Below are 25,793 nucleotides of genomic sequence, written 5' to 3'. Positions count from 1 at the left end.
TTAAGTCTTCTGTCTCAATTCTTGATTCTGAATTATGGATTATCCAAGCAAAGTTTTATCGAAAGCTGTTGAAGAAATATCTGGTTTGCCCGGCATCGGGAGAAAATCTGCCCTTCGATTGGCGTTGCATCTGCTTCGTCAACCAGCTTCGCAGGGAATTTCTTTAGGTACATCAATCCAAAATTTGGTTACAGATATTAAGTATTGTAAAGAGTGTCATAACTTTTCCGATTCAGAAGTTTGCGATATTTGTAATGATCCCAAACGCAATGATGAGCTTCTTTGTATAGTAGAAGACGTAAGAGATGTAATGGCGATTGAGAATACAGGAAAATTCAAAGGGAAATATCTGGTTTTGGGAGGGAAAATTTCGCCAATGGAAGGTATTGGTCCCAATCAATTAAGAATAGGAAGCATAGAGAAAAAACTAACGTCCAATACAATAAAAGAGCTGATTTTTGCGTTAAGTGCTACTATGGAGGGCGATACTACGGCTTATTATATCTACAAAAAATTCAAAGCTCAGCAAGTCAAATTTTCGAGTATTGCTAGAGGAATTGCTGTGGGCGATGAGTTGGAGTATGCAGACGAAATCTCTCTAGGAAGATCTATAACAAACAGAACTGCTTATAACGAAGCCGAGTAATGAAAGTAAGTGTCATCATTGTTCATTACCAAGTAAAGGATTTGTTGAAGAGTTGTATCCTTTCTATTCAAAAATATTTTCAAGGATTTGACTATGAGATTATCGTTGTAGACAATAGCTCTCCAGATTCTGCATGGAAAAGCTTGATTAATCAATTTAATGATGTCGAATTCATTGCTCTAGAAGAGAATTATGGTTTTTCTAAAGCTAATAACATAGGTGTAAAATCTGCAAAAGGAGAGTATGTTTATATCTTAAATCCGGATACAGAAATTGAAGGCAATTATTTTCAAGAAGTTCTAGATTATGCAGATCAACAATCTGGATTTGGAGCATTGGGTTTGAGAATGCACGATAAGCAAGGTATGTTTTTGCCAGAAAGCAAACGCTCTATTCCTGCATTGATTAATTCCTTCGAAAAATTATTTACTAAACTGAGCAACGATTCCAAGACCTATTATCGTAATGATGTAGACGAATTCGAGATTGCTGAGGTTGAAGTGATGACTGGTGCTAATCTTCTCATCAAAAAGTCGGTTTATGAAGAGGTTGGCGGTTTCGATGAACGTTATTTTATGTATGGTGAAGACATAGATTTGTGCTACACTATTCTGAGAGCTGGTTACAAAAATTTCTATTATGGGAAGTATTCTATCCTACATCATAAGGGTGAAAGTACGTTGAAAGATAGAGTCTATCTCAGTCGGTTTTTCGGAGCGATGGATATTTTTATCAACAAGTATTATAAAAAACAAAAGCCTTTTCAGTTTGTCCTGATGAAAATTGGATTGAAATTGAAACATTTTATAGAAGCGCAAAAGATTTGATATTAATCTTCCTTCTCAACGTGTAAAGTAGATTCTTCTGCAAATTTTCTTAACTCCTGCATTTCCTCTTTAGCTTTAATTTGTCCAAATCTTGCCGCAAGATATGTAAGCGCAATTAATCCTAATACAGCAAAAGAACAAGGCAAAGCCCAAGGATAGTTACTGGTATTGATTTGTTTTTCTACATAATACAAAGTGACAAAAGTCATCCAGGAAACAGTGAAAAGAAAATATAAAAACATAAAAAATGTCCAGACAGAAGTACTCGGGCCAAAAATTCCTCGGATAACTGTTTTTTCGTCTTCCTTTTCAATTCTCAATGCTAGATTGGGTTTCCAATAGTTGTCCTCTTCTTTTCTTACAAATATTGTTGCAACTTCTTTGTTGATATTGCCATAAAATTGATCTTGATGTTCATTAAGGTATTTTTTCAGATTAGCTTCATATTCTTCCAAAGAAAGATCTGTGTATAGCTTGAATCTCGGTCTGTTTCGTATGCTGTTCAAAGTCTCGTTCATAATCAAATATTAGTTTTCAATTATACCATTACTAAAATCATTCCTCAATGTAAGAAATTGGGCCTTCTAATGTGAATTCGAATTTCATTGGTAGACTGAGCGCTGGTCAAGACACTGAAAATTAAACTGATAATGATTAAGAATTTCATCATATTAAATTACACTTATTTTTAATAATTGCAATTTTAAGAGAATTTATTTTATTAAATATTTAATTTAATTATAATTTATTTGATAATTAATATAGTATTGGAATGTTATTTGGAGTGTTTTTCAAACATTTTAATAAAATGTTATTAATCGTTTAATTTAAAAATTTATCAGTTATGAAAAATCTATCAACTTACTTTGGAAAAGACAATTTGGATGAAATAGTTTTCTCCAATAGAAATAAAGCTTATGGTGCTTATGCTCTCAGAAATGAGTATTCTAATGATCTTACGAAGGCATTATTTGTAGGTGTCGCTTTTTTCGCTTCAGTAGCGGTGATTCCGTTGGTGGTTTCCTCATTTGAAGTTAAAATTGTTCCTAAAGAGATTCCTGTTTCAGATCCAATTATTTTGGATAATGTAGATGATCCGGAGGTTGTAAGAGCTACGCCAGTTGCGGTTGCTCCACCTAATATCAAAACAGTTGTTAATCCAGAATATACACCAGTAAGAGATCTGAAAAAAGACACTCCAATTCCCACAGTTGATGATATGAAAGGAGCTGCTATTGGTTCCGAGACCAAAGGCGGTGATGAAACAACTATCGCTTATGTTCCTCCGGTTGTAACTTCTGGACCACCAGCGGTTGTTTATACAGCACCTGTAAAAGTTGAAAATCCTGATAAACTTATCAATCAAAATGAAGCAGACGTTGCAGCGGACTTCAAAGGAGGAATTAATGTTTTTCGAGAAAAAGTAGCGCAAAGTTTTGATACAGAATCTATGGATACATCTGGTATGATTTCTGCAGTTATTACATTTGTAGTAGAAAAAGACGGGAGTATTTCCAATTTGAAAATCAACGGTTCTAATGCAGAGTTTAATTCAGAAGCAGAAAGAGCTGTTAAATCTGTTAAAACAAAATGGACACCAGCACAATTAAAAGGCAAAGCTGTAAGATCATCTTTCAGAATGCCTATTTCCATGAAAATTGAATAGGCTGATAATCAGGACTGTGAAAATATTAAACTTGTAGTTTTTTATAATTATCCACATTTTGTAAGGAAATGTGGATAATTTTTTTTTAAGCCAATCGTTTAATTAACAATACTTTAACGGCTTTTCAGGTTTTTCAAAACTTTCCAAGTAGTAAAAAATCGTATTTTTGAGAATTAAATTAATGTTTATGGCAAAAATTATAGGTGTTGCAAATCAGAAAGGAGGTGTCGGAAAAACGACAACTGCTGTTAATCTGGCGTCGGCTTTGGGGGTTTTGGAAAAGAGAGTTCTCTTGATAGACGCGGATCCGCAAGCCAATGCGAGTTCTGGTTTGGGTGTAGAAGAGATTAATTTTTCTACCTATCATTTGCTAGAACATAGCGCAGAAGCATCCAAGTGTATCCTGCCTACAACTTCGCCCAACGTGGATATTATACCGTCTCATATAGATTTGGTAGCTGCGGAAATAGAATTGGTTGATCGTGAAAAACGAGAGTATATGATGCGTGAAGCTTTGAAGCCGATTAAAGATTTGTATGATTATATCATCATCGATTGTGCTCCTAGTTTGGGTTTGATTACTATTAATGCATTAACGGCAGCAGATTCTGTTATTATCCCAATTCAATGTGAATATTTTGCATTGGAAGGTTTGGGTAAATTGTTGAATACCATTAAGAATGTACAAAAAATCCATAATCCAGATTTGGATATAGAAGGTTTGCTTCTTACGATGTACGACAGCAGATTGAGATTGTCTAACCAAGTTGTAGAAGAAGTTAATTCTCATTTCCCAGAAATGGTTTTCGAAACAATCATCAGCAGAAATGTAAGGTTGAGCGAGGCTCCAAGTTTCGGAGAAAGTATCTTGAGTTATGATGCAGAGAGCAAAGGAGCAATACAATACATTCAGCTGGCTGAAGAGGTTTTGCTGAGAAACGAGAAATTAATTAAAAATTAAAAAAGCCGGAAGTCAGAAGGTAGAAGCTGGAAGCTTGTTTTAAAACTTCCATCCTCCTTCCTCCATCTTCCAACTTAAATATATGAAAGACAAAACAAGAGCAATGGGGCGTGGTTTAGGAGCTATTCTAAACGCCGAAAGCAAAACAAATATCAATTCAGCTTCGGACGAAGGTGCAAAAACATTGGTAGGCAATATTGTAGAAATTGCTATCGAAGATATCTATCCTAACCCAAATCAGCCAAGAACTTTTTTTGACGAAAAAGCACTGAATGATCTAGCTGAATCTATTAAAAGCTTAGGAATTATTCAGCCGATTACCCTTAGAAAAGATGGCGAAAAGTTCGAAATTATTTCTGGTGAAAGGCGTTATCGTGCCTCCAAAATTGCAGGTTTAACTTCTATTCCCGCTTATATCCGATTGGTGAATGATCAGGAATTGCTAGAGATGGCTTTGGTAGAGAACATCCAGAGAGAAGATCTAGATCCTATTGAAGTGGCCTTAACTTACCAAAGATTATTGGATGAGGTAGGGATGACTCAAGAAAATCTTAGCCAAAGAGTAGGAAAAGAGAGAAGTACAATCACTAATAGTGTTCGGCTTCTGAAGCTTTCACCGGATATCCAGAATGGTGTAAGAAGTGGTCAGATTTCTGCAGGCCACGGGCGCGCAATCATGGGCTTGGATTCTGATGAAAAACGCCAAATTCTTTTCGAAAGAATCATTAAAGACCAACTGAATGTAAGACAAGCTGAGCAATTGGCAGGCTTTATGAAAAATTCTCAGGATACAGAAAAAGTTGCGAAACAATCTATCGTTCCGAATCATTTTAAAAAAGCTCAGAAAACGTTATCTGATATTTTGGATGTAAAAGTTGAAATCAAAACTTCAGCTAACGGGAAAAAAGGTAAAATTGTTCTCGATTTTAAAAATGAAGAAGAGCTGGAAAGCATTCTTGCACACATTAGATAGATGAAGAAATTACTTTCAGTTTTTTTGATACTTTCTTTTTGTTTTGCCTTTTCCCAAGTCAATCCAAATGATACAATACGTGTGGAAAACCATCCGAAGGACAGTATTCCAGCAGCAAAACCGTTCTCTGAGTCTCAGATCTTGGGAGATATCGATCAAAAAAATGCACCTGCAAAAATCACAAAACTAAGTCCAATAAAAGCCGGATTGTATTCAGCAGTTTTACCAGGTTTAGGTCAGTATTATAATAAAAAATACTGGAAAATTCCTTTGGTTTGGGGAGCTGTAGGAACCGGGGTTGGGATAGCACTTTGGAATCAGAATCAATATGAAAGATATAGGAATGCTTTTGTAGCAGAGCTTAATGGTCTTCCTCATGAGTTTTCTGATAAACCATATGTTACAAAAACTGTTTTGGGAAATGCACAAGATAGGTTTAAAAGACAGCGTGATTACGCTATAGGAATTGCTGCTTTGATTTACATTCTTAATATTGTAGATGCTGTTGTAGATGCTCATTTGTATGAAGGTCGTCATGATCCGGATCTAGCCATTACACCTACAATTATTAATGATCAATTTGGAACTTCTATTCCAAAGACAGGATTAAGTTTAAGCTTTAAATTCTAAAAAAAACAATCAAATTCTAAAATTTAAAATGAAAATAGCATTAGTCGGGTACGGAAAAATGGGGAAGATTATCGATGAGATTGCCCAAAACCGAGGTCATGAAGTAGTTGCAAGATTAAAAGAAACACCAACTAAGGAATCTCTTAACAATGCAGATGTTGTAATAGAATTTTCAAATCCCGAAGCTGCTTTTGAAAATATAAAAGTCTGTTTGGAAAATAACATTCCTGTAATCTGTGGAACAACAGGTTGGTTAGACAAAAAACCAGAAATTGAAAAAATCACTTTAGATAATAATAGCGCGTTTTTATATGGTTCTAATTTCAGTTTAGGTGTCAATTTATTTTTTGCTCTCAACGAAAACTTAGCCAAATTAATGAACAATGTTAACGAATATTCTTGCCAATTAGAAGAGATTCATCACATTCATAAACTGGACGCACCAAGTGGAACTGCTATTTCCATTGCAGAAGGAATTATTGAAAATTCTAAATATGAAGCTTGGAAATTAGATGAAACCAAAGATAACGAACTAGGAATATTTGCTATTCGTGAAAATGAAGTTCCTGGAACTCATAGTGTTTTTTACAGGTCAGAAGTGGACGAGATAGAAATCAAACATACAGCTTTTAACCGAAACGGATTTGCTTTGGGAGCGGTCATTGCTTCTGAGTGGATTGTTGATAAGAAAGGAATTTTCTCTATGAAAGATGTTTTAGGTTTGTAAACTTTCAAATTGATTCTCCCTTTAGGGTTGGGGCAAAAATTAATTTAGAAGTAAAAAAACTGTAACAAAAAATAGACATCAAAAACTAATTATAAAAAATCAGCAAAAAGCTATTAGCCATTTGCCAAAAGCCAAAATATGAATTATATTATTACTTATACAGTTTATGTTCTCATTATCAGTGTTTTGATGGGACTTACAACTTGGAAGTTATTCAAGAAAATGGGTTACAATCCATTATTATCGTTTGTTCCTTTTTATAATTATTTGATTATTCTCAAAGAAACCAAACATCCAAAATGGTGGGCGATTTTGTCATATTTGCCAATTGTTGGTCCAATCATGATGTCGGTTTTTCATCTTTTCTTGATGAAAAAATTTGGAAAAAGAGGAGCATTAAATGGGGTTTTAACAGTAGTTCTGCCTTTCATTTTTATGGCAACAGTCAATTACGGAAAAGAGCCAGAAATTGAAACTGAAGAAGAGGAAGAAGAAAGCAAGAAGAAAGAAACGTTCTTGGGTTCAGTAACTTTTGCAGTAGTTTTCGCAACTATTATTCACGCATTTATTACACAACCATTTGGGATTCCGACAGGTTCGATGGAGAGAACTTTGCTAGTTGGAGATTTTCTTTTCGTTAACAAATGGGCTTACGGTTACAGAATGCCGATGAGACCTGTAGCATTACCATTTTTACAAGGAACAATCTTCGATACGGGACAAAAAGGAAATCCAAAAGATGATCCAAAATCTTATGTTGATGCAGTTAAATTACCATACCTAAGACTTCCAGGTTATGACGAAATCAAAAGATATGACATCGTTGTTTTCAACTATCCACAAGATTCTGTTCATACGGCAATCGATAGAAAAGACCCTTACGTAAAAAGATGCGTTGGTATTCCTGGAGATGTTATCGAGTTCAGAGCCGGAAGATTATTCGTGAATAATGCACCTGAGAAAATTCTTGGAGACGAGTATCAGCAACACGGATATTTGGTGACAACGAGCTCTCAGCTTAATATTCCTCAGTTATACAAAGCTTTCGGTTTCCTTCCGGTTCAAGAAAATCAGACTAATACAGGATTTTTATATACTTTCCAAGGTTTAACAGACCAGATCGCAAAAGAAATCAAAGCACTTCCTGAAGTTGTTGAGATGAAGGAAATGATTGAGGAAAAAGGAGAAGGTGCAATTAGATATAAAGCGAATGCAGATAAAACAGCTTACACCAAAAATATAGATACAACGCAGTCCATTTATCCAATCAATAAACCTTGGAATCAGGATTGGTACGGACCGCTTAGAATTCCGAAAAAAGGCGATGTTGTAAAGCTTGATAAAGAAACTTTGCCAACTTACCAATGGATTATCTCCGAATATGAACACAATAAGTTGGAAAACAAAAACGGGAAAATCTACGTCAACGGACAAGAGACCAATCAATATACTATCAAACAAAACTATTATATGATGATTGGGGACAACCGTGATGCGTCTTTGGATGCAAGATTCTTTGGAGTTGTTCCGGAAGAAAATATCGTGGGAAGACCGATGTTCACTTGGATGAGTGTAGAAGGATTGTTCGCCGACGCTAGCTCAACTTACCAAGCGCCAGGCAAAAAAATCCGTTGGGACAGGATGTTCAAAGCAACCAATACGGGCGAAGCCAACAAAACGTCCTATTGGTGGGTTGCCGTGATTATTTTGGTCTTGTTCTTCGGTTGGGATTATTTCGCCAAACTTTTCGGAAAGAAAAAAGAAGAAGAGTAAGTACTTTGTCAAAGTTTCAAATCTTTGACAAAGTTTAAAGACAATTAGGAGCTTTTGAATTCCTCGATTGCGATTGATTGTTTGGAGCTGTTTCCCGCTTTCCGTTGCAATCTTTTTTGCTACAAGTTTTGTCAGGCTGAGGCTCTCGAAGCCCACGCAAAAAAGGATTTCCACTACAATCGGGGCTATGGGATTGGTCCTTCGAAATAAAGATTCAACACTTTGTTGAGGCTTCAAAGCTTCAGCAAAGTGTTTTTAGTTTTAATAAACTATAAATATAAAATCATTGTTATCTTTGCTGAGTTTGAAGTTTACACTGAGCAAAGTCGAAGTGCCTTTGCGAACCTAAAACATTCATTAATTAAAAAATCTTTGCGGGCTTTGCGTTTAAATTAAATGCTTTAAGCAAATGCAACATAATAAATATGAAAAAAGTTCTTTTACCAATATTCTATTTACCGCCAGTTTCGTGGTTTTCGGTATTCTTAAATGAAGAAAACGACGTCGCTTTCGAACAATTTGAAAACTTTCCAAAGCAGACTTACAGAAACCGAGCATCAATCTACGGCGCTAACGGAAAATTAGCATTGATTATTCCCATCAAACATACAGGAAAACGAGAAATCAAAGACATCGAGGTTTCTTTTGCAGAAGATTGGCAGAAACTCCATTGGAAGTCCATCAAAACAGCTTATCAAAGCACACCTTATTTCGAATATTACGAAGATAAGCTCAAGAAAATATATAGTGAGCAGATTGTTTCTTTAAAAGAATTTAATCTTAAAGCTTTAGGTATTATTCTTGATATTCTGAAGACCGAAAAAAAATATGACCTGACCAACGAATATTTTAAAAATCCAGAAGCAGAAGATTACAGAGAAAAATTCTCTGCAAAATCCGAATCAACATCTGAGTTCGAAGAATATTATCAAAGCTTTTCGGACAAGAACGGATTTATAAAAGATTTATCTATTCTGGACTTGCTTTGTAACATTGGACCAGAAAGTTTGACTTATATCAAAAATATAAAACTCGATTAATAGCCACGAAACTCTACAGACGAGATTTTCTTTAATTAAAATAATTATTTATATGAAATCGCTTGTTGCAAAAACGTCTATTTAAAGATTAGTGAAATAAGTGATAGCATAAGGCAATTAAAAACAATAGATTTATACTTATGAAAAAATTATTGATAGCGGCAGCTTTTTTATATGCAGGATTTGGATTGATTCACGCGCAGACAGCTTCTCCGCAGGAAGATAAAGACCAAAAAACTTGGTATCATAAAAATTATGCAACTACAAAAGTTTATGGCGTTAACACAGAAAATGCTTATAAGTTTTTAGAATCCAAAGGTCTGAAACCAAAAACTGTAGTTGTTGGAGTTCTAGACAGCGGCGTAGAAGTTGACCACCCAGGATTGATTAAAAATATGTGGACAAATCCGAACGAGATTCCTAATAACGGAAAAGATGATGACGGAAACGGATATATCGATGATGTTCACGGCTGGAATTTCTTAGGTGGTAAAAATGGCGATATTGATGTTGATAATATGGAAGTGACGAGAGTCGTGAAAAAGTATCAGCCAATTTTCGAAGGTGATGATTCTACTAAGAATAAAGAGAATCAAGCTAAGATGCCAGACGAGTTTGCAATGTATATGAAGTCCAAAGAGATTTTTAACAAAAAAAGTCAAGAGGCAAAACAAAGTGTTCAGATGTACACGATGATTAACAATTCGATTCCAGATATGGTGAAATTGTTAGGAAATAAAACATTGACTAAGGAAAACCTTGCAACCATAAAACCTTCTACACAGCAAGAAGCTATGGCAATGCAGGTTCTTTCTCAGGTTGCTAATGATCCTCAAGTTGCAGGAAAACCGGCTTCTGAAGTAAAAACTTATATGGAAGGTCAGATGAAAGAAGCTTTGGATTATTTCACTCCTCAAGCAGAGAAAGGCTTTAACCTGGATTTTGATCCAAGAAAAGAAATCGTTGGCGATAATTACGATGATTATTCTGAGAAAAGCTATGGAAACAATCATTACGAAGGTCCAGATGCGAAACATGGGACTCACGTTGCTGGGATTATTGCTGGTTTAGCAAATGGTTCTGAACCTCAACATGGTGTAGCTTCCAGAGTAGCAAAAATTATGACTGTGAGAGCCGTTCCAGACGGAGACGAAAGAGATAAAGATGTTGCTAATGCAATTCGCTATGCAGTTGATAACGGTGCGAAAATCCTTAATATGAGTTTTGGAAAACCAGTTTCTCCAGGTAAAAATGTAGTTTGGGATGCATTCAAATATGCAGAAAGCAAAGGTGTTCTTTTGGTAAAAGCTGCAGGTAATGAAAACGAAGATATTGCTGAACATCAATATTTCCCAACTAATTTCAAATCTCAATCAGATGAGAAACCATTCATCAATAATATGATGGTAGTTGGTTCTAATACAAATGATGCAAATGCTTTGAAATCAAGTTTCTCTAACTATGACGAGAAAATGGTGGATGTTTTTGCTCCAGGTTCAGAAATCTATTCAACAGTTCCAGATGGAAAATATGAGTATCTTCAAGGTACATCTATGGCTTCACCTGTTGTAGCTGGTTCTGCTGCTATTCTTTTAGCTTATATGCCAAATCTGAAACCAGAACAAATCATCGAATCTCTTGTTAAAACTACAAATGTAAGTTCAGCTAATGGCTTTGATAAATTGTCAAGATCCAATGGTGTGATAGATGTTGCAAAAGCTGCAGAATATGCTTATGCTAATTTTTACAGAGCCAATTCCTCTTCGAATTCTGTTAAAAAATCTATAAAAAAACCAAAAACGCATAAAGCGATTGATAAGTCTAAGCTTTAATTCATAGACTGTTACATGAAAATAAAAAATCTGAGACTCACTCAGATTTTTTATTTTTTATCCTTTGGCATAGTTTTTGTAATAACTTAGCAGTAAATATAAAACTATGAGAAAATTAATTTTTTTAGGATTTATTGGAGCCGCTTTGATTTCTACATCATGTGCTTCAAAGAAAACTGGAGTTAGTGCAGGTGAGGCTCAGACAGTACGTGCTGAAGTTATGAAATTGAAAGGTGAATGGTCAATCTCTGACGTAGATTATAACAAATCTTTCAAAATAAAACCTTTTGATGAAGGGGCAGATATCAATTGTTTCGTTGGTAGTTCTTGGAAATTGATTCCAAACAATTATACCGGAACTTACACATTGAATGGAGGAGGAGATTGTCCTGCTAAAACTCAAGCAATTACTTTTAGTGTAGATAAGTTCAGTAATGTGTCTATCAAAAAAGTAGGTGAAGGAGAAAAAGCAAAACGTGTTTCCGCAGGATATATGTTGAAACTTGAGAATCCAACCGAAAACAGCTTTACATTGGTTCAGTCAGTTAATGCAGATGGTTCGCCAATGGATGTAAGATATAATTTTGTAAGAACTGCTAAATAATTAAAAATACATATAATGAAAATCACTAAATTAAATATAGCTGCATTTTTTATTTCAGCTTCACTTATTTTAACAAGTTGCGAAGCTGTTCAAAATGCTAATAATACACAAAAAGGTGCTGCAATTGGTACTGCTGCAGGTGCTGTTCTTGGAGGAGTCTTAGGAAACAACATTGGGAAAGGCGGTAATGCACCTCTAGGAGCTGTTTTAGGTGGAGTTGTTGGTGGAGTTGCTGGTGGTGTTATCGGTAACAAAATGGATAAACAAGCCAAAGAAATTAAAGAAGTTTTACCTGGTGCAGAAGTAGAAAGAGTAGGAGAAGGAATCAAAATTACACTTCATGAGAATACTGTTAACTTTGACTTTAATTCATCTAATTTGACAACTTTAGCTAAGTCTAACCTTGATAAATTGGTAACGGTTCTTAAGAATAATCCAGATACAAATATAAATATTTATGGACATACAGATAGTATTGGTAGCGATGCTGTTAACTTAAGAATCTCAGGGCAAAGAGCTGCAGCTGTAAAAAGTTATTTCGTAGCCAATGGGGTTTCTGCTTCTAGATTGTTCACAGAAGGTTTAGGGAAATCCAGTCCTGTTGCAAGCAATGATACCGATGCCGGAAGAGCACAAAATAGACGTGTAGAATTTGCAATTACTGCAAATGAAAAAATGATTAATGATGCAAAAACAAATTAATATTCATTAATTTACCAATAAATAAAAACCGCAATTTGCGGTTTTTTTATTTTAATGCTATTTTTGTATATTATAGAACAATTGATGAAAAACTATTTAAAATTAATAAGAGTAGAGCAGTGGGTTAAGAACTTATTTGTGTTTGCTCCATTGTTTTTTTCAGGAAAGATTACAAACTCGCATTTATTTTACGAGAGTATTTTTGCTTTTTTAGTTTTCTCATTCACTGCAAGTTCTATTTATATCATTAATGATTATTTTGATATAGAATCGGATAAAAAACATCCGGAAAAGAAACTTCGTCCATTAGCGAGTGGAGCTATTTCCAAAACAAATGCAAAAGTTCTATTTGCTTTTTTGATTCTTTTATCCATATCATCGGTTTTTATCGGGAATTATATTTTCCATACCAATTTTTGGAAATTCGGAGTGATTATCGCATTTTACTTTGTAATGAATCTTTTCTATACTTTCAAGCTAAAACAAGTTGCCATTGTTGATATCTGTATTATTGCCATTGGTTTTGTTCTGAGAGTCCTTGCTGGTGGTTATGTTACCGGAGTTGTTGTTACTAATTGGGCGATTTTATTAACCTTTGTTTTGGCTTTAGTCTTAGCAATCGGAAAGAGAAGAGGAGAATTAATCAATGCGCAGATTTCTGGAAAAACAAGAAAAGCTTTAGACGGATATAATGTTCAATTTGCCGATATTGCTTTGTCAATCAGTTGTACATTGGCAATTATTTGTTATCTGATGTTTACTTTGTCACCAGAGGTTCAGGCGAGATTTCATCCAAGAGTTTTCTATACCGTGATTTTTGTTGTGTTTGCATTTCTAAGATATTTGCAACAAACTTTAGTTTATAATAAAACTGAATCGCCCACCAAAATTGTCTACAAAGATCGATATATACAAGTCACAATTATCCTTTGGGTAATCGTGTTTCTTTTACAAATCTATTTTAAGAATTAAAATCAAAATATTAGAAGTTGAAGAACACATTCAATTTTTGAATAATTAAAAACCCAAAGATGAAACCGAATTTTGTGCAAAAAGTAACCAATTGGGGTAATTATCCCATTGTAGAAAAAGAAATGAAATCGGATGATTCTGTTTCTAAGATCAAACAATTTGTAACAGATAACAACGAAGTTATCGCAAGAGGTAACGGACGTTGTTACGGAGATGCTTCTCTTGGTGAACATATCTTTTCGACGAAAAGACTTAATAAATTCATCTCTTTTGACAGACTCAACGGAATTATCGAATGCGAATCCGGTGTTCTGCTGTCAGAGGTTTTGGAAGTGTCAGTTCTTCAAGGTTACTTTCTGTATGTAACACCAGGAACTAAATTTGTTTCTGTTGGAGGTGCCATCGCTTCCGATGTTCACGGAAAAAATCACCACGCAGAAGGTTGCTTTTCAGAATATGTAACGGAGTTCAAATTGTTGAATGAAAACTCAGAAGTGATTACTTGTTCCCGCGAAGAAAACTCGGATAAATTTTGGGCTACAATTGGCGGAATGGGTTTGACAGGAATTATTTTGTCAGCTAAATTCAAACTGAAAAATATAGAATCGGCTTACATCAGACAAGAAAGCATCAAAGCTGAAAATCTGGATGAGGTTTTCAAATTGTTTGATGAAAGTGAAGATTGGACATATAATGTGGCTTGGATTGATTGTTTTCAAAAAGGAAAAAATCTTGGTCGTTCTATTTTGATGAGAGGTGAACACGCTTTGAAAGCTGAATTGCCATCCAATCTTCAGAAAAAATCTTTGAAACTGAAAGAAAAATTTAAACCAACTGTCCCTTTTTATTTTCCAGGATTTGTTTTGAATGCCTTGACTATTAAGATTTTTAATTTCCTTTATTACAATAAGCAAACGAAGAAACAACTCAATAATTTTATCGATTACGAAACCTTTTTCTATCCTTTGGATGTCATCAATGATTGGAACAAAATCTACGGTAAAAGAGGATTTATACAGTATCAAATGGTAATCCCGAAAGAAAACGGGAAAGAAGGAATGAAACAAATCTTGGAAGCTATTGCAAAAAGCGGAAACGGTTCTTTTTTAGCGGTTTTAAAATTATTTGGAAAAGATAATCCATTGGCTTATAATTCATTTCCAAAAGAAGGTTACACTTTGGCATTAGATTTTAAAGTCAACAAAGGATTGAAAAAACTGGTTGACCAATTGGATACAATCGTTGAAAATTTCGGAGGAAGAATTTACTTAACGAAAGACAGTATGAGCAAGTCTTCTCTGACTAATTATCTTCAAAATGTGGATTCATCCAAGTTTGTATCACTTCAACATAAAAGAATTCTTAATAATAATGGTTGATGGTTTTCAGTTGATGGTTGATAGAAACAATTCTAAGCCGACAACTAACTACTAACAACCGACAACTAACAACTATGATAGTATTAGGTTCCAATTCCGAAGTTGCACAAGCATTCGTAGAAGAATGTTTGGCTAGAGGAGAAAAATTTTCCACAATTTATTTGTTGAGTTCCAATCCGGAAACTACCGAGAAATTCGCGGGTCATCTTCAGGTCAAGTTTCTTCAGAATTCCGAAATTATTCATTTCGATTTGATGAAAGAAATCGATTATAAATCTTTTGAAAATATAAATTCCGATTTGTTGTTTTGTGCCTCTGGTTATCTCGGTTTAGGAACGGAAGAAGGACTTTATGATGATGGAAATACAGCGCAAATAATTGATGTCAATTATGCTAAGTTAGTTCCTGTCCTCAATTTCTTCGCCAAAAAAATGGAATCCAAAAGAACCGGGACTATGATTGTTTTATCATCGGTTGCTGGCGAAAGAGGAAGACAAAGTAATTTTATCTATGGAAGTGCGAAAGCGGGCTTAATAGCTTATTTAAGCGGGCTTAGAAATTACTTATTTGATAAAAAAGTTCAGGTTTTGACTGTGAAACCGGGTTTTATGGATACCAAAATGACAGAAGGTTTACCTCTGAATCCTGCGCTGACAGCAACTCCGAAAAAAGCAGCGGATGGAATTTATAAAGCTTATAAAAATAAAAAAGACGTTGCTTACGTTTTACCAATTTGGGCAATTATTATGATGATAATCAGAAATATTCCTGAGTTTATTTTTAAAAAATTGAAGCTTTAATTTAGGTTTAAGGTAATAGGATTAGGGTGATTTTAGAAATTATTTCCTAACTTATAACCTAAAACCAATTCCTAATACTTAAAATGATGAAAAAGTTATATCTATTCGACTTCGACGGAACTTTAACTTACAAAGACACAATGTTTATGTTTTTGAAGTTTTATGACCCTGCAAAATATTCGGTTCAATTCTTGAAGCACGTTCCACTTTTTGTTTTATTAAAATTAAAGTTGGCAGACGCAGAATCTGTAAAGAAAAGTTTGATTGCATCCATTCTGAAAGGCAAATCAAGACATCAAATCGAAAAAAAAGCACAACAATTCTTTGAAGAAAACTATCCAAGTCTGTTCAGAGAAAACGCTTTAGACTTTATTAATAATATCGATAGAACTCATACAGAATCCTATATTGTTTCGGCTTCTTTGGATATTTGGGTAAAGCCATTTGCTGAGAAATTTAATATGAAATTGCTTTCTACGCAGGCAGAGTTCAAAGATGATATTTTTACAGGGAAATTCGTTGGGAAAAACTGTAATAAAGAAGAAAAAGTCAATCGAATTAAACTTGAAATTGGCGATAAGAAATTCGATAAAACAATTGCATTTGGAGATACTTCCGGAGACAAAGCAATGTTCAAATTTGCAAATGAGTCTCATTATCGATTTTTTCACTAATTTTGTAGCTTAATTTTTCGAACAATTTTCGGCTTCAAATCTAATTTAAAAATGGAAAGAATTTATCTGGATAACGCAGCAACTACGCCTCTGGACGATGAGGTGATAGACTGTATGGTGAATGTTTTAAGATTCAATTATGGCAATCCGTCATCAACACATAGTTTGGGACAGGAAGCCAAGACCATTTTGGAAGAAGTAAGGCGAAAGATTGCAGATTCTTTGAAAGTAACTCCGGGAGAAATCGTTTTCACATCCTGTGGAACCGAATCCAACAATATGATTATCAAATCTGCTGTGAATTATCTCGGCGTTGAAAGAATCATTACTTCGGCTCTGGAACACAAATGTGTAGCTGAAACCTGTCTTGAAATGAAAAAATTGAAAGGTGTGGAATTGGTTTACTTAAGACCAGATTCCAACGGAGATTTTGATTTGAATAAACTAGAAGAATTACTGAAAAACTCAGACAAGAAAACCCTTGTAACATTGATGCACGCCAATAACGAAATTGGGAATCTTCTGGACATTGAAAAAGTAGCTCATCTTTGTAAAGAAAATAATACATTGTTCCATTCTGATACAGTTCAGACAATGGCACATTTGGATTTGGATTTCTCAAAAATTCCTGTTGATTTTGCATCTTGCAGTGCACACAAATTTCACGGACCAAAAGGTGCGGGATTTGCATTCGTAAGAAAATCTTCAGGTCTGAAAGGAATCATTACAGGCGGTCCACAGGAAAGAAGTTTGAGAGCCGGGACTGAGAATGTAACCGGAATTGCAGGTTTAGGAAAAGCTTGGGAAATCTCTCAGGAAAAAATGGATCTATATAAAAATCATATTCTGGAGATCAAGCATTATGCAATTGAGCAGCTGAAAGATAAAATCCACGGAATAAAATTCAATGGAAGAAGTGCGGATGACACCAGTCTATATACTGTTCTGAACATCTTATTACCTTATAAAAACCCTTTGATAGGTCTTCAGTTGGATATGAAGGGCATTGCTATCTCTCAGGGTAGTGCATGCAGTTCAGGAGCTGCAAAGCCATCAATGGTTTTGATGTCTGTTTTATCGGAAGAAGAGTTAGAAAATTCTACTCCTGTGAGAGTTTCTTTTAGTCACTTCACTAAAAAGCAGGATATAGATGCTTTTGTGAATGCTTTGGAAGAGATAGGGAAACAATTCGTTATAGAAAAAACTGATAGTTTACATAGATAATCAACAGATTAATTACAATATAAAAGTTGTAAATTTGTTTAATAAAAACAATTAAGAATAAGAAATCATGGCAGTAGAAATTACAGATCAATCCTTTCAAGAAACAGTTTTAAATTCAGATAAACCAGTTTTAGTTGACTTTTGGGCAGCTTGGTGCGGACCTTGTAGAATGCTTGGCCCAATCATCGAAGAAGTTGCAACTGACTTTGAAGGCAAAGCTTTGGTAGGTAAAGTAGATGTAGATAACAATCAACAGATATCTGTTGATTATGGAATCAGAAATATTCCTACAGTTTTAATTTTTAAAAACGGAGAAGTTGTAGATAAAATTGTAGGTGTAGCACCAAAAGAAGTAATCGCTGAAAAGCTGAATGCCTTCTTGTAAGAAATTAATATACTTGAAAATGAACGCTTTCTCTTATGGGAGGCGTTTTTTTTATTTAAAATTTTCAAATATAAAATATTGTTGTATTTTTGCAACCACAATAACAGAGGGTAATAATCCAGGTTATGGCAAAAGATCCGGTAGTTCAGCTGGTTAGAATGCCGCCCTGTCACGGCGGAGGTCGCGGGTTCGAGTCCCGTCCGGATCGCAACTATTAAATTAAAATAGTGCAAAATGCTTTAAAACGTATGTTTTAAAGCTTTTTTTGTTTTATGTCTGTTCAAAGAGAACTAAAAAAGCACAATCTGAAAGTGACCTATTCAGTGACCTGTTAAAGCAGGTGTAAAATGGTCACTAAAAATTCAGAGAAACCCTGTTCAGTAGCTAGTTCAGCAACTGAATATCTTGTGATAAGTTTTTGCTAAGGATAATTTTAAATCTTAAACGCTAAACGATATGAACAAGACATTCAATTTACTTTTCTATGTAAAAAAAGCTAAAATCAATTCTGTAGGAGAGTCTCCTATTTACCTAAGAATTACAATTGATGGCAAAATATCCGAGATCAGCACAAAACGCACAGTAAAGCCTTCAAAATGGAACTCTGCTATGCAGAAGGTTAGTGGTTCTTCAGAAGAATGCAGATCACTTAATTTTTATTTAAAAACATTTGAGCAGAAAGTTTACGACACCTACCACGAATTAATCAGAGATAAGGAAACAGTAACTTGTGAGGCTCTTAAGAATAAGTTAGTAGGTAGAGGTAGATTGACCAGAACACTGATTCCTATTTTTCAAGATCATAATGATCGAATGGAGAAACTGATAGACAAAGAATTTGCTCAAGGAACATTAACGCGTTATAAGACCTGTTTGAAGCATACCAAAGATTTCCTGAAATGGAAATACAGTGTTACCGACATTGAAATTAAAAAGATCGATTACGCTTTTCTAAACGATTTTGAATTTTTTTTGAGAACCGAAAGATCCTGTAACAATAATTCGGCTGTTAAATACATCAAGAATTTTGGTAAGATCATTCGTATCTGTCTTGCAAATGGATGGATGGAGCGAGACCCTTTTATGAACTATCATTCGAAGTTTAATGAAGTGACGAGAATGTTCCTTAATGAAAAGGAAATAGAAGTGCTTTTTGCCAAAGATTTTAAAAATGAGAGATTGTCCTTGGTAAGAGATATTTTCCTGTTTAGTTGTTTTACAGGATTGGCTTACATTGATACTCAAAAACTAACATACCAAAATATCAATTTAGGACTTGATGGCTCTCAATGGATCTATACCAAACGTCAGAAAACGAAAACTACTTCTAATATTCCCTTGCTTTCTCAAACAGAGAAAATCATTAAAAAATACAAAAATCATCCTGTATGTCTTAATAGTGGAAAACTTCTTCCTATTCTTAGTAATCAAAAAATGAACGCCTATCTCAAAGAGATTGCAGACCTATGCGGAATTAACAAAGAATTGACCTATCATATTGCACGCCATACTTTTGCAACAACGATCACTTTATCTAACGGGGTTTCCATTGAAAGTGTAAGTAAAATGCTTGGTCACAAGAGTATTAAGACTACTCAGCATTACGCAAAAATTCTAGATAAAAAAGTTAGTGAGGATATGATGGAATTGAAACAAAAATTGATTGACAAAAACATGTCAGCAGTTGTTAGTTAATTTTTAGTTATAAAATGATACGTTGAAAAATGATTTAATTTTTTACGTTTTTGGCCCCTACCCATAACCTAAGAGATATCGAAATATTTGGTGGAAGATTTAGAAAGAATTTCACAATTATCAAAACTGAAAGAATAAAATTTCTACAGTAATATTCAAGAATAATTATCATTGCAGACGGAAAATCTATAAATTTAGAATTATATTAGATTCCACTATTTGGAACTGAAATTTACAGTTTCTAGTGAGCCCGAAAGATCATCAAATCATTTCCCCAGATAATTAATTCTTATGATCCAAATTACTTATCCAGCTTTAATAAAATGTTCTCTTAATTTATTCATAGATTTAGATTGTTGTAAAACATCATCTGACTTCATTATATTATGAAAAATATCAAATAATTCAGATTGTGTTAGAGGATTTAAATCCATTCCATATTCATGTACTTTTCTATTAAGTTCACAAATATGGATCGTATAGGAACCTTTTTTCGACTTTGAGATTGTTAAAACCTATTTTTAATACTACATCTTTTATCTCTGATAGCGCTTTTAAGATTAATTCAATTACTACTTCAATAAATAAAATTGAGTCATTATGCTCAACTGTGCAGTCTTGTATCTTACTATCAAGCTTTTCTATTATTTCATTGTATAGTTTTCTCATGATAATGCTTTTATTTCGTCTCAATATTTAAAATTTAGTGGTAAAAAGCTACTCAATTTTAATTGATCCTATCATACTTAACAATAAGCAAGTCTTTATAGCTTGCTTATTGTTTAAATAGCAAATCACTGCCGTGGTACAATATAAATGATGTCGGACAACTTATTTATTATACTATAAATTCGCCATTGAACTGGATCGCCACCATTTCACTTAGCAGTAAATTAGGAATTTCTGGTCCAATGCTAAAATCTTTACGATTAACGCTTCCTGAAAGACTAAATCCGGCGGTTGTCTTTTGAGACATAGGATTTTCAGCTTTACCATGGTAAAAAAGATCCATCGATATCGTTTTGGTGATATTTTTAATCGTCACATCAGCTTCAAGCGAATAATTACCGTGACTGTCCGCATTTTGATGGTAGGATTTGTTGCCGACAAAGACAGCTCCTTTAAATAATCACCTCCTATTGAAACAGGGCTTTATCCATTTCGAAGTTTTATACTCCAGGTAAAATCAAACTGCGCCACCTGTTCCCCGGCTTCGTCCGTCCCTAAGCTGGTAAGCTTTATCGTTATCCCTTCGTTTGTTTTCACCGCTTCTCTTATGGCTTGGTCTATTTCTTCGCCCTGTCCGCAGGTAAATACAATTTTACCTACTGCTTTTTTGGTAAATACTGCTTCATTTTTGGTTACCAGTGTAGAAATATTTTTTCCGGATTTCCGGATTTTTTCCAGCAACATCATACCGCCAGCAAATTCTGCTGCCATTCCCTCCACTGCCCAAAACATGCTTTTAAAAGGATTTTGGTTTAGAAAATCCAGTTCTACATAGGTTTTGATTTCGTTTTCGGCGGCACTTTCCAGCCGTACGCCGGCGATCCAGGCAATAGGAATTTGGGTAGTTAACAACTGTTTGAAGGTTTCTTTATTCATATTAATTTAATTATTGTTGACGGTGTCTTTGTGAAGTGTTTTCAAATCTTTTTTGGATATTTTTCCGGAGGCAGTCATTGGAAGGGTTTCTACCAATTGGATATACCTCGGATATTTGTAACCTGCTATATTTTCTTTTGTCCATTGCATCAATTCTGCTTCCGTAACTGCTATGCCCTGTTTCAGTACGGCATACGCCTTTACTTCCTCTCCGTATTTATCATCGGGAATACCGATAACGGCAACCATAGAAATAGCAGGATGCGTCATAATTACTTCTTCTACTTCTTTCGGGTAAATATTTCTTCCACCCCTGATGATGAGGTCTTTGATCCTGTCCACCAAAAAATAATTTCCTGTTTCATCCACATAGCCTACATCTCCTGATCTTATCCATCCGTTTGCGAGCATTACTTCCTGCGTGGCTTCCGGATTTTTATAATATCCTTTCATGGCGGAAACCCCTCTGAAACAAAGCTCCCCTATTTCATTCACCTCTGTATCAGAGCCGTCTTCTTTGATGATTTTAAACTCGGTTCCCTGTATCGGTACGCCGATAGAACCCAATACAGGCTCTTTATCAACACTGCAGAGGGATACGATTCCTGAGCTTTCAGAAATCCCCATTCCTTCGTAAATTTTCATGCCGAACATTTCATAAAAATCTTTGCTGATCTGTGGGGGAACTTTTGCGGCACCGCCACCACATAACCGGAGATTTTGCCGAATTTCGGGTAACAGGGCTTTGGTTTCTTCCGTTTTGCCGGACTGCACCAGCTGCCAATACATGGTGGGCACCGCCGTGAGTATAGTTACTTTATGTTTATGCATTTCTTTCAATGCCGCTACCGGATCGAATTTCAACATCAGTATATTGGTCATTCCTCCGATGATACTGCAATTCATATTACAACCCTGTCCAAAACTGTGAAACAACGGTAAGGCAGTAAGGAGAATGTCGTTTTGTGTACCCCTGAACGTATTAAATGCGGCCTGTGCATTCCAAACAATCGCAGAATGGCTGATCTCCACGCCTTTCGGATCCCCGGTTGTGCCGGAGGTGTATAGGATAACGGCGGTATCGGTTTCCAGCGTAGGATAGCATTCGTATACATCGGACTGCCCTTGGATGAGATGAAAATAACTGATGCTGTTTTCAAACGGTTGGGTGGCTGAAGAGCCGGTGGGAATCGTGATAAAATGTTTGCAGGACTCAGCCTGAGAGAAGCCTTCAAAACCCCAAGTTCCCATCGGGAGTCCGGGAGTATCTTCAAAACAGAAAAACGCCTTGCTCTCGGAATGGGTGAGTTGAAGTGCGATTTCGTTTGGCCTTAGAAGAATACTGAGTGGTACGATGGCGGCTCCGGTTTTAAGTATTGCGTAGTAAATAATCGGGAAATAGAAGAGATTTGGGCAGCTCAGGGCAATTTTATCGCCCGGCAGAATTCCCATTGAAGTCAAACCGTTTGCCACCTTATTTACACTGCTCTCAAGTTCTTCAAAGGTCATTGAATTATCTCCTTGTATAAAAGCTTGTTTGTGAGGATAATTTCTGGCATTATAATTCAGAAACGTATTTAAATTCAGCATAATGTTATGTATTAATGATTTTAAAAATAGTATTTTTTGTTAGATTAAAGTCTAATCAATTATTTTAAACCGGCCGTAGTAGACCTTCCTGAGCAACACTTGCCACGAGCTTTCCCGAACGGTTGAAAATGCGTCCCGTTGCAAAACCTCTTACACTGGCCGCTACCGGAGATACCAGGTCAAACAGCAGCCAGTCGCCAATATCCGATGTATGATGAAACCATATGGAATGGTCTAAACTGGCTACATGGGTGTTGGCATAGCTTGCACGATCCCCGTGGGTGCGGAGAGCCGTTCCTAAAATATTATAGTCTGAAGCATAGGCTATCAGCTGCTGTACTGCAATCCACTCCAATTGTTGCGGAAATTCCCTGAATCTGAACCATACAGGATTGTGGTTATTGATTTCGGAGCGGGAATAATCGGGTTGAAAGCAAGTCCGCATCTCAACCGGCCTTTCGGCATTAATGAAATTCTTAATTTTTTTCAGTTTCTCTGCATCTTCCAGCAAAGGAATATCCAACCACTTTGTGAGCATTTCGGGCTCCGGAACTTCGGGCATGTCGACCTGATGCTCATACCCTTCTTCCTGTTTATGAAATGATGCCGTCATAACAAAAATGGAGGTATTGTCTTGTTTCGCCACTATATCGCATACGGTAAAGCTGCCACCTTCCTTTATATGCTCTACTTCATAAATTACCGGTAATTTCAGGTTGCCCGGCAAGATAAAATAGGCGTGAAGCGAATGACAGATACGTTCGGGTGAAACACTACGGATGGCGGCATTCAGTGCCTGTGCTACCAGCTGTCCGCCAAAGATGTTGGGACTGCCCATATAGCCATTTTTACCCAAGAATACTTTATCGCTCATCTGTTCCAACTGTATTAAATCAAGCAATTCTCTTGTTGTCTGCATTATTCAAGTCTGTTTATTTCTTGTGTGGAACAAATTTTTCCTTTAAAATGAATTTCTGTGCTTTGCCCGAAAGAATATGCTGCAATACGTTGGCAAACTGCTGATCTTAGAAATTTTGCATTCGGCCATGGGTTTCCTTTCTAGAATTTTAGATTCTCCCTTCTCTCAAGGTTTTTATCCAAAGCAGCTTTATAATCTTGCTTTAGACTTCCTACCAATTCAGCAACGGTAGGGACATCTTTGATATTGGTGCTTCCGTGTCCTGCAGACCAAATGTCTTTCCACGCCTTGCTGTGTTCTCCCGTCATTTTGGAGAAATCTTCTTCTTTTTTTTCATCAATGTTAATATTGGCTTTGAGGATGCTTTTCTTCAGAAAATTAGCATGTACACCGGAAACGCCATCGGTGTATATGATGTCGTCAATCCCGGATTCCACTACCATCTGTTTGTACTCCCCCTGTGCGAGACATTCCTGCGTGGCTATAAACCGGGTACCCATATAGGCAAAGTCCGCTCCTATCGTTTGTGCGGCAAGGATGTCGCTTCCGGTATCCAAACTTCCGGCTAATAAAATGGCACCTTTGAAGAAACTTTTGATCTCTGCTACCAGTGCGAAGGGATTTGCGGTTCCGGCGTGCCCTCCTGCACCCACTGCAACACAGATCAACCCGTCAACACCTGCTTCTGCCGCTTTCTCGGCATGGCGTTTTTTGATAATGTCATGAAAAACGAGTCCGCCGTAGCCGTGTACTGCATCCACCAGTTCTTTTACCGCTCCAAGGGATGTAATGACCAGTGGAACTTTGTATTTTACGCATAATTCCAAATCGGGCATCACACGGGGGTTGGTTTTGTTCACGATGATGTTTACACCAAAGGGTGCGGGTTTTATGCCGGTTTCCTGTTCGAACTTTTCCAATTCTGATGTCACTTCCCGGAGCATCTCTTCGAATGCTTCGCTTGTTCTGCCATTCAATGCGGGAAAGGAGCCTACAATACCGTTTTTACAGCATTCGATCACCAATTTGGTTCCTGATACAATGAACATCGGCGATGCGACAACTGGTAGACTCAATCTTGATTTTAATTCTTGTATGGTCATAACGTTTTAATTTTTTTTTAAAATAATTTTTTACCGGTATTTAAATTAATCCTCCATTCAGGAAGAATATTTTGAAAATGTATTATGTAAATGTACCAAGTATAATATTTTAAAATTTGACATTTTTTTTGTATTTTTTGATTATTTTTAATATTCAATTATAATAAACCGATGAGCAATTCCTTGATTTCACCCTATACTGAATTTACAATTACTGAAGGCAAAAAAAGAATAGCCCCCGACTATTATATTACAGAAATACACAGCAAAAATCTTTTGAGAAATTCTTCTATCAGAATGAATGGATATCAGTTTGCTTTTTGCCTCTCCGGCAGTGTAGAGATGAAGGTTTCAGGAGAAGACATTCATTATGGAAAAGGGAGTTTTGGGGCTTTCAGCCCTTATAACACGCTGGAAGCAGATAGCGTATCTGAAGATTTCAGGTGTACGATGGTGATGTTTCAGAAAAGTTTTTTAACCGAAACGCTTAACAATATTTACTTCTTGGAACGCTTTCAAATCCTGCGTAATAAAGGTTTTGCCCATTTGCAACTGACAGAGCCTCAGATGGAACTTTTTGTTGCGAAACTGAACAGAATCAGAAAAGTCTTAGAACTCCACCACCATACATTCAAAAGGGAAATAATACGAAGCGAGATCATTATCCTGCTTTATGAGATTGAAAATGTACTGCTTAGCAACACGGATGATGCCGTTTATGAAACCAAACACATCGGTAAGGTAAAAAAGCTTTCGGATTTCCAGAAACTTTTGGTGGAACATTTCTATAAAGAACGAAAGGTGACGTTCTATGCCAATGCGCTCAATACCTCTATTGCACAACTAAGTAAACTGTTGTTCGACACCACAGGCCGTACAGCCAAAGAACACATTGATGAGATGAGGCTGCTGCAGGCAAAGCACCTGCTAAAAGCCGGAAAATACAATGTATCTGAAGTCGCCTCACTGCTATATTATGATAATATTGAAGAATTCAGCCGTTTTTTTAAAAAGAAAGCGGGCATTAACCCGCTTCGTTTTTCTAAGGGCGAGTAAGCCCGTCCTT

General features: G+C 35.8%; 25 protein-coding genes, 1 tRNA gene and 1 pseudogene. 21 read left to right on the top strand and 6 right to left on the bottom strand.

Annotation, left to right across the window (positions count from 1 at the left end; genetic code table 11):
• Positions 1 to 34 precede the first annotated feature (34 nt).
• Together recR and DRF58_RS10060 are read left to right on the top strand one after the other, a co-directional pair.
• Positions 35 to 646: a recombination mediator RecR gene (gene recR, locus DRF58_RS10065; protein ID WP_116035132.1), complete on the top strand. Its 612-nt coding sequence runs from the start codon at positions 35 to 37 to the stop codon at positions 644 to 646.
• Positions 646 to 1,473, top strand: a complete 828-nt coding sequence (locus DRF58_RS10060; RefSeq protein ID WP_116035130.1) for a glycosyltransferase family 2 protein — start codon at positions 646 to 648, stop codon at positions 1,471 to 1,473. The genes recR and DRF58_RS10060 overlap by 1 nt, the downstream gene beginning before the upstream one ends.
• A 2-nt stretch (positions 1,474 to 1,475) precedes the next feature.
• On the opposite strand, the gene DRF58_RS10055 is transcribed toward DRF58_RS10060, so the two are convergent.
• The gene (locus tag DRF58_RS10055) at positions 1,476 to 1,991 is read right to left on the bottom strand and encodes a hypothetical protein (protein WP_116035129.1); all 516 of its coding nucleotides are present in this window, start codon (positions 1,989 to 1,991) and stop codon (positions 1,476 to 1,478) included.
• A gap of 326 nt (positions 1,992 to 2,317) precedes the next feature.
• Here DRF58_RS10055 and DRF58_RS10050 point away from each other — a divergent pair, with 326 nt between their 5' ends.
• The 18 genes from DRF58_RS10050 (at position 2,318) to DRF58_RS09965 (ending at position 19,510) form a co-directional block, all read left to right on the top strand.
• Positions 2,318 to 3,139 carry an energy transducer TonB gene (locus DRF58_RS10050; protein WP_116035127.1) on the top strand — a complete coding sequence of 274 codons (822 nt, stop codon included), beginning with the start codon at positions 2,318 to 2,320 and terminating at the stop codon, positions 3,137 to 3,139.
• Positions 3,140 to 3,326: 187 nt separating this feature from the next.
• Positions 3,327 to 4,100, top strand: coding sequence for a ParA family protein (locus DRF58_RS10045; protein ID WP_116035125.1), 774 nt, complete (start codon positions 3,327 to 3,329; stop codon positions 4,098 to 4,100).
• Positions 4,101 to 4,182: 82 nt separating this feature from the next.
• On the top strand, positions 4,183 to 5,073 hold the full coding sequence (locus DRF58_RS10040; RefSeq protein WP_116035124.1) for a ParB/RepB/Spo0J family partition protein: 891 nt from the start codon (positions 4,183 to 4,185) through the stop codon (positions 5,071 to 5,073).
• Positions 5,074 to 5,703 (top strand): DUF5683 domain-containing protein, encoded by a 630-nt coding sequence (locus DRF58_RS10035; RefSeq protein ID WP_116035122.1) that lies wholly within the window; start codon positions 5,074 to 5,076, stop codon positions 5,701 to 5,703. It begins immediately after the preceding gene.
• 28 nt (positions 5,704 to 5,731) lie between these two features.
• Positions 5,732 to 6,430, top strand: coding sequence for a 4-hydroxy-tetrahydrodipicolinate reductase (gene dapB, locus DRF58_RS10030; protein ID WP_116035120.1), 699 nt, complete (start codon positions 5,732 to 5,734; stop codon positions 6,428 to 6,430).
• A 138-nt stretch (positions 6,431 to 6,568) separates the two neighbouring features.
• Positions 6,569 to 8,203 carry a signal peptidase I gene (lepB, locus tag DRF58_RS10025; RefSeq protein WP_116035119.1) on the top strand — a complete coding sequence of 545 codons (1,635 nt, stop codon included), beginning with the start codon at positions 6,569 to 6,571 and terminating at the stop codon, positions 8,201 to 8,203.
• Positions 8,204 to 8,628: 425 nt separating this feature from the next.
• On the top strand, positions 8,629 to 9,243 hold the full coding sequence (locus DRF58_RS10020; protein ID WP_116035117.1) for a WbqC family protein: 615 nt from the start codon (positions 8,629 to 8,631) through the stop codon (positions 9,241 to 9,243).
• A 140-nt stretch (positions 9,244 to 9,383) separates the two neighbouring features.
• Positions 9,384 to 11,075, top strand: a complete 1,692-nt coding sequence (locus DRF58_RS10015) for a S8 family serine peptidase (RefSeq protein WP_116035115.1) — start codon at positions 9,384 to 9,386, stop codon at positions 11,073 to 11,075.
• Between the two features lie 106 nt (positions 11,076 to 11,181).
• A complete protein-coding gene (locus DRF58_RS10010; protein ID WP_116035114.1) occupies positions 11,182 to 11,679 on the top strand; it encodes a lipocalin family protein in 498 nt (165 codons plus the stop codon).
• A gap of 15 nt (positions 11,680 to 11,694) precedes the next feature.
• Positions 11,695 to 12,381, top strand: coding sequence for an OmpA family protein (locus DRF58_RS10005; RefSeq protein WP_116035112.1), 687 nt, complete (start codon positions 11,695 to 11,697; stop codon positions 12,379 to 12,381).
• 84 nt (positions 12,382 to 12,465) lie between these two features.
• The gene (locus DRF58_RS10000; RefSeq protein ID WP_116035182.1) at positions 12,466 to 13,353 is read left to right on the top strand and encodes a decaprenyl-phosphate phosphoribosyltransferase; all 888 of its coding nucleotides are present in this window, start codon (positions 12,466 to 12,468) and stop codon (positions 13,351 to 13,353) included.
• 59 nt (positions 13,354 to 13,412) lie between these two features.
• Positions 13,413 to 14,732 carry an FAD-binding oxidoreductase gene (locus tag DRF58_RS09995; RefSeq protein ID WP_116035110.1) on the top strand — a complete coding sequence of 440 codons (1,320 nt, stop codon included), beginning with the start codon at positions 13,413 to 13,415 and terminating at the stop codon, positions 14,730 to 14,732.
• A gap of 74 nt (positions 14,733 to 14,806) precedes the next feature.
• Positions 14,807 to 15,532 carry an SDR family NAD(P)-dependent oxidoreductase gene (locus DRF58_RS09990; protein ID WP_116035108.1) on the top strand — a complete coding sequence of 242 codons (726 nt, stop codon included), beginning with the start codon at positions 14,807 to 14,809 and terminating at the stop codon, positions 15,530 to 15,532.
• A gap of 86 nt (positions 15,533 to 15,618) precedes the next feature.
• Positions 15,619 to 16,206, top strand: coding sequence for an HAD family hydrolase (locus tag DRF58_RS09985; protein WP_116035180.1), 588 nt, complete (start codon positions 15,619 to 15,621; stop codon positions 16,204 to 16,206).
• 51 nt (positions 16,207 to 16,257) lie between these two features.
• Positions 16,258 to 17,430 carry a cysteine desulfurase family protein gene (locus DRF58_RS09980; protein ID WP_116035106.1) on the top strand — a complete coding sequence of 391 codons (1,173 nt, stop codon included), beginning with the start codon at positions 16,258 to 16,260 and terminating at the stop codon, positions 17,428 to 17,430.
• 67 nt (positions 17,431 to 17,497) lie between these two features.
• Entirely contained in the window at positions 17,498 to 17,815 is a 318-nt protein-coding gene (gene trxA, locus DRF58_RS09975) for a thioredoxin (RefSeq protein ID WP_074232979.1), read from the top strand.
• A gap of 134 nt (positions 17,816 to 17,949) precedes the next feature.
• Positions 17,950 to 18,023 (top strand) — tRNA-Asp (locus DRF58_RS09970).
• Positions 18,024 to 18,271: 248 nt separating this feature from the next.
• Positions 18,272 to 19,510 (top strand): site-specific integrase, encoded by a 1,239-nt coding sequence (locus DRF58_RS09965; protein WP_116035105.1) that lies wholly within the window; start codon positions 18,272 to 18,274, stop codon positions 19,508 to 19,510.
• 838 nt (positions 19,511 to 20,348) lie between these two features.
• On the opposite strand, the pseudogene DRF58_RS09955 reads toward DRF58_RS09965, so the two are convergent.
• The 5 genes and pseudogenes from DRF58_RS09955 to DRF58_RS09935 all read right to left on the bottom strand — a co-directional run.
• Positions 20,349 to 20,609 (bottom strand): annotated as a pseudogene (locus DRF58_RS09955) (YceI family protein); the annotation flags it as partial.
• Between the two features lie 53 nt (positions 20,610 to 20,662).
• Positions 20,663 to 21,115 (bottom strand): DUF4442 domain-containing protein, encoded by a 453-nt coding sequence (locus DRF58_RS09950; RefSeq protein WP_116035100.1) that lies wholly within the window; start codon positions 21,113 to 21,115, stop codon positions 20,663 to 20,665.
• Positions 21,116 to 21,121: 6 nt separating this feature from the next.
• A complete protein-coding gene (locus DRF58_RS09945; protein WP_116035098.1) occupies positions 21,122 to 22,705 on the bottom strand; it encodes an AMP-binding protein in 1,584 nt (527 codons plus the stop codon).
• Positions 22,706 to 22,769: 64 nt separating this feature from the next.
• A complete protein-coding gene (locus tag DRF58_RS09940; protein WP_116035097.1) occupies positions 22,770 to 23,624 on the bottom strand; it encodes an acyl-CoA thioesterase in 855 nt (284 codons plus the stop codon).
• 140 nt (positions 23,625 to 23,764) lie between these two features.
• On the bottom strand, positions 23,765 to 24,727 hold the full coding sequence (locus DRF58_RS09935) for an NAD(P)H-dependent flavin oxidoreductase (protein WP_116035095.1): 963 nt from the start codon (positions 24,725 to 24,727) through the stop codon (positions 23,765 to 23,767).
• A 171-nt stretch (positions 24,728 to 24,898) separates the two neighbouring features.
• Between DRF58_RS09935 and DRF58_RS09930 the strand changes: the two genes are divergently transcribed.
• Positions 24,899 to 25,783: a helix-turn-helix domain-containing protein gene (locus tag DRF58_RS09930; protein ID WP_116035093.1), complete on the top strand. Its 885-nt coding sequence runs from the start codon at positions 24,899 to 24,901 to the stop codon at positions 25,781 to 25,783.
• Positions 25,784 to 25,793: the final 10 nt, after the last annotated feature.

Origin of the sequence: Epilithonimonas hispanica (assembly GCF_003385395.1) — a bacterium.
In the GTDB taxonomy this organism is placed as follows: Bacteria; Bacteroidota; Bacteroidia; order Flavobacteriales; family Weeksellaceae; genus Epilithonimonas; species Epilithonimonas hispanica.
Note: the sequence above shows the minus strand (reverse complement) of the source record. Positions and strands in the feature narration are given on the sequence as shown.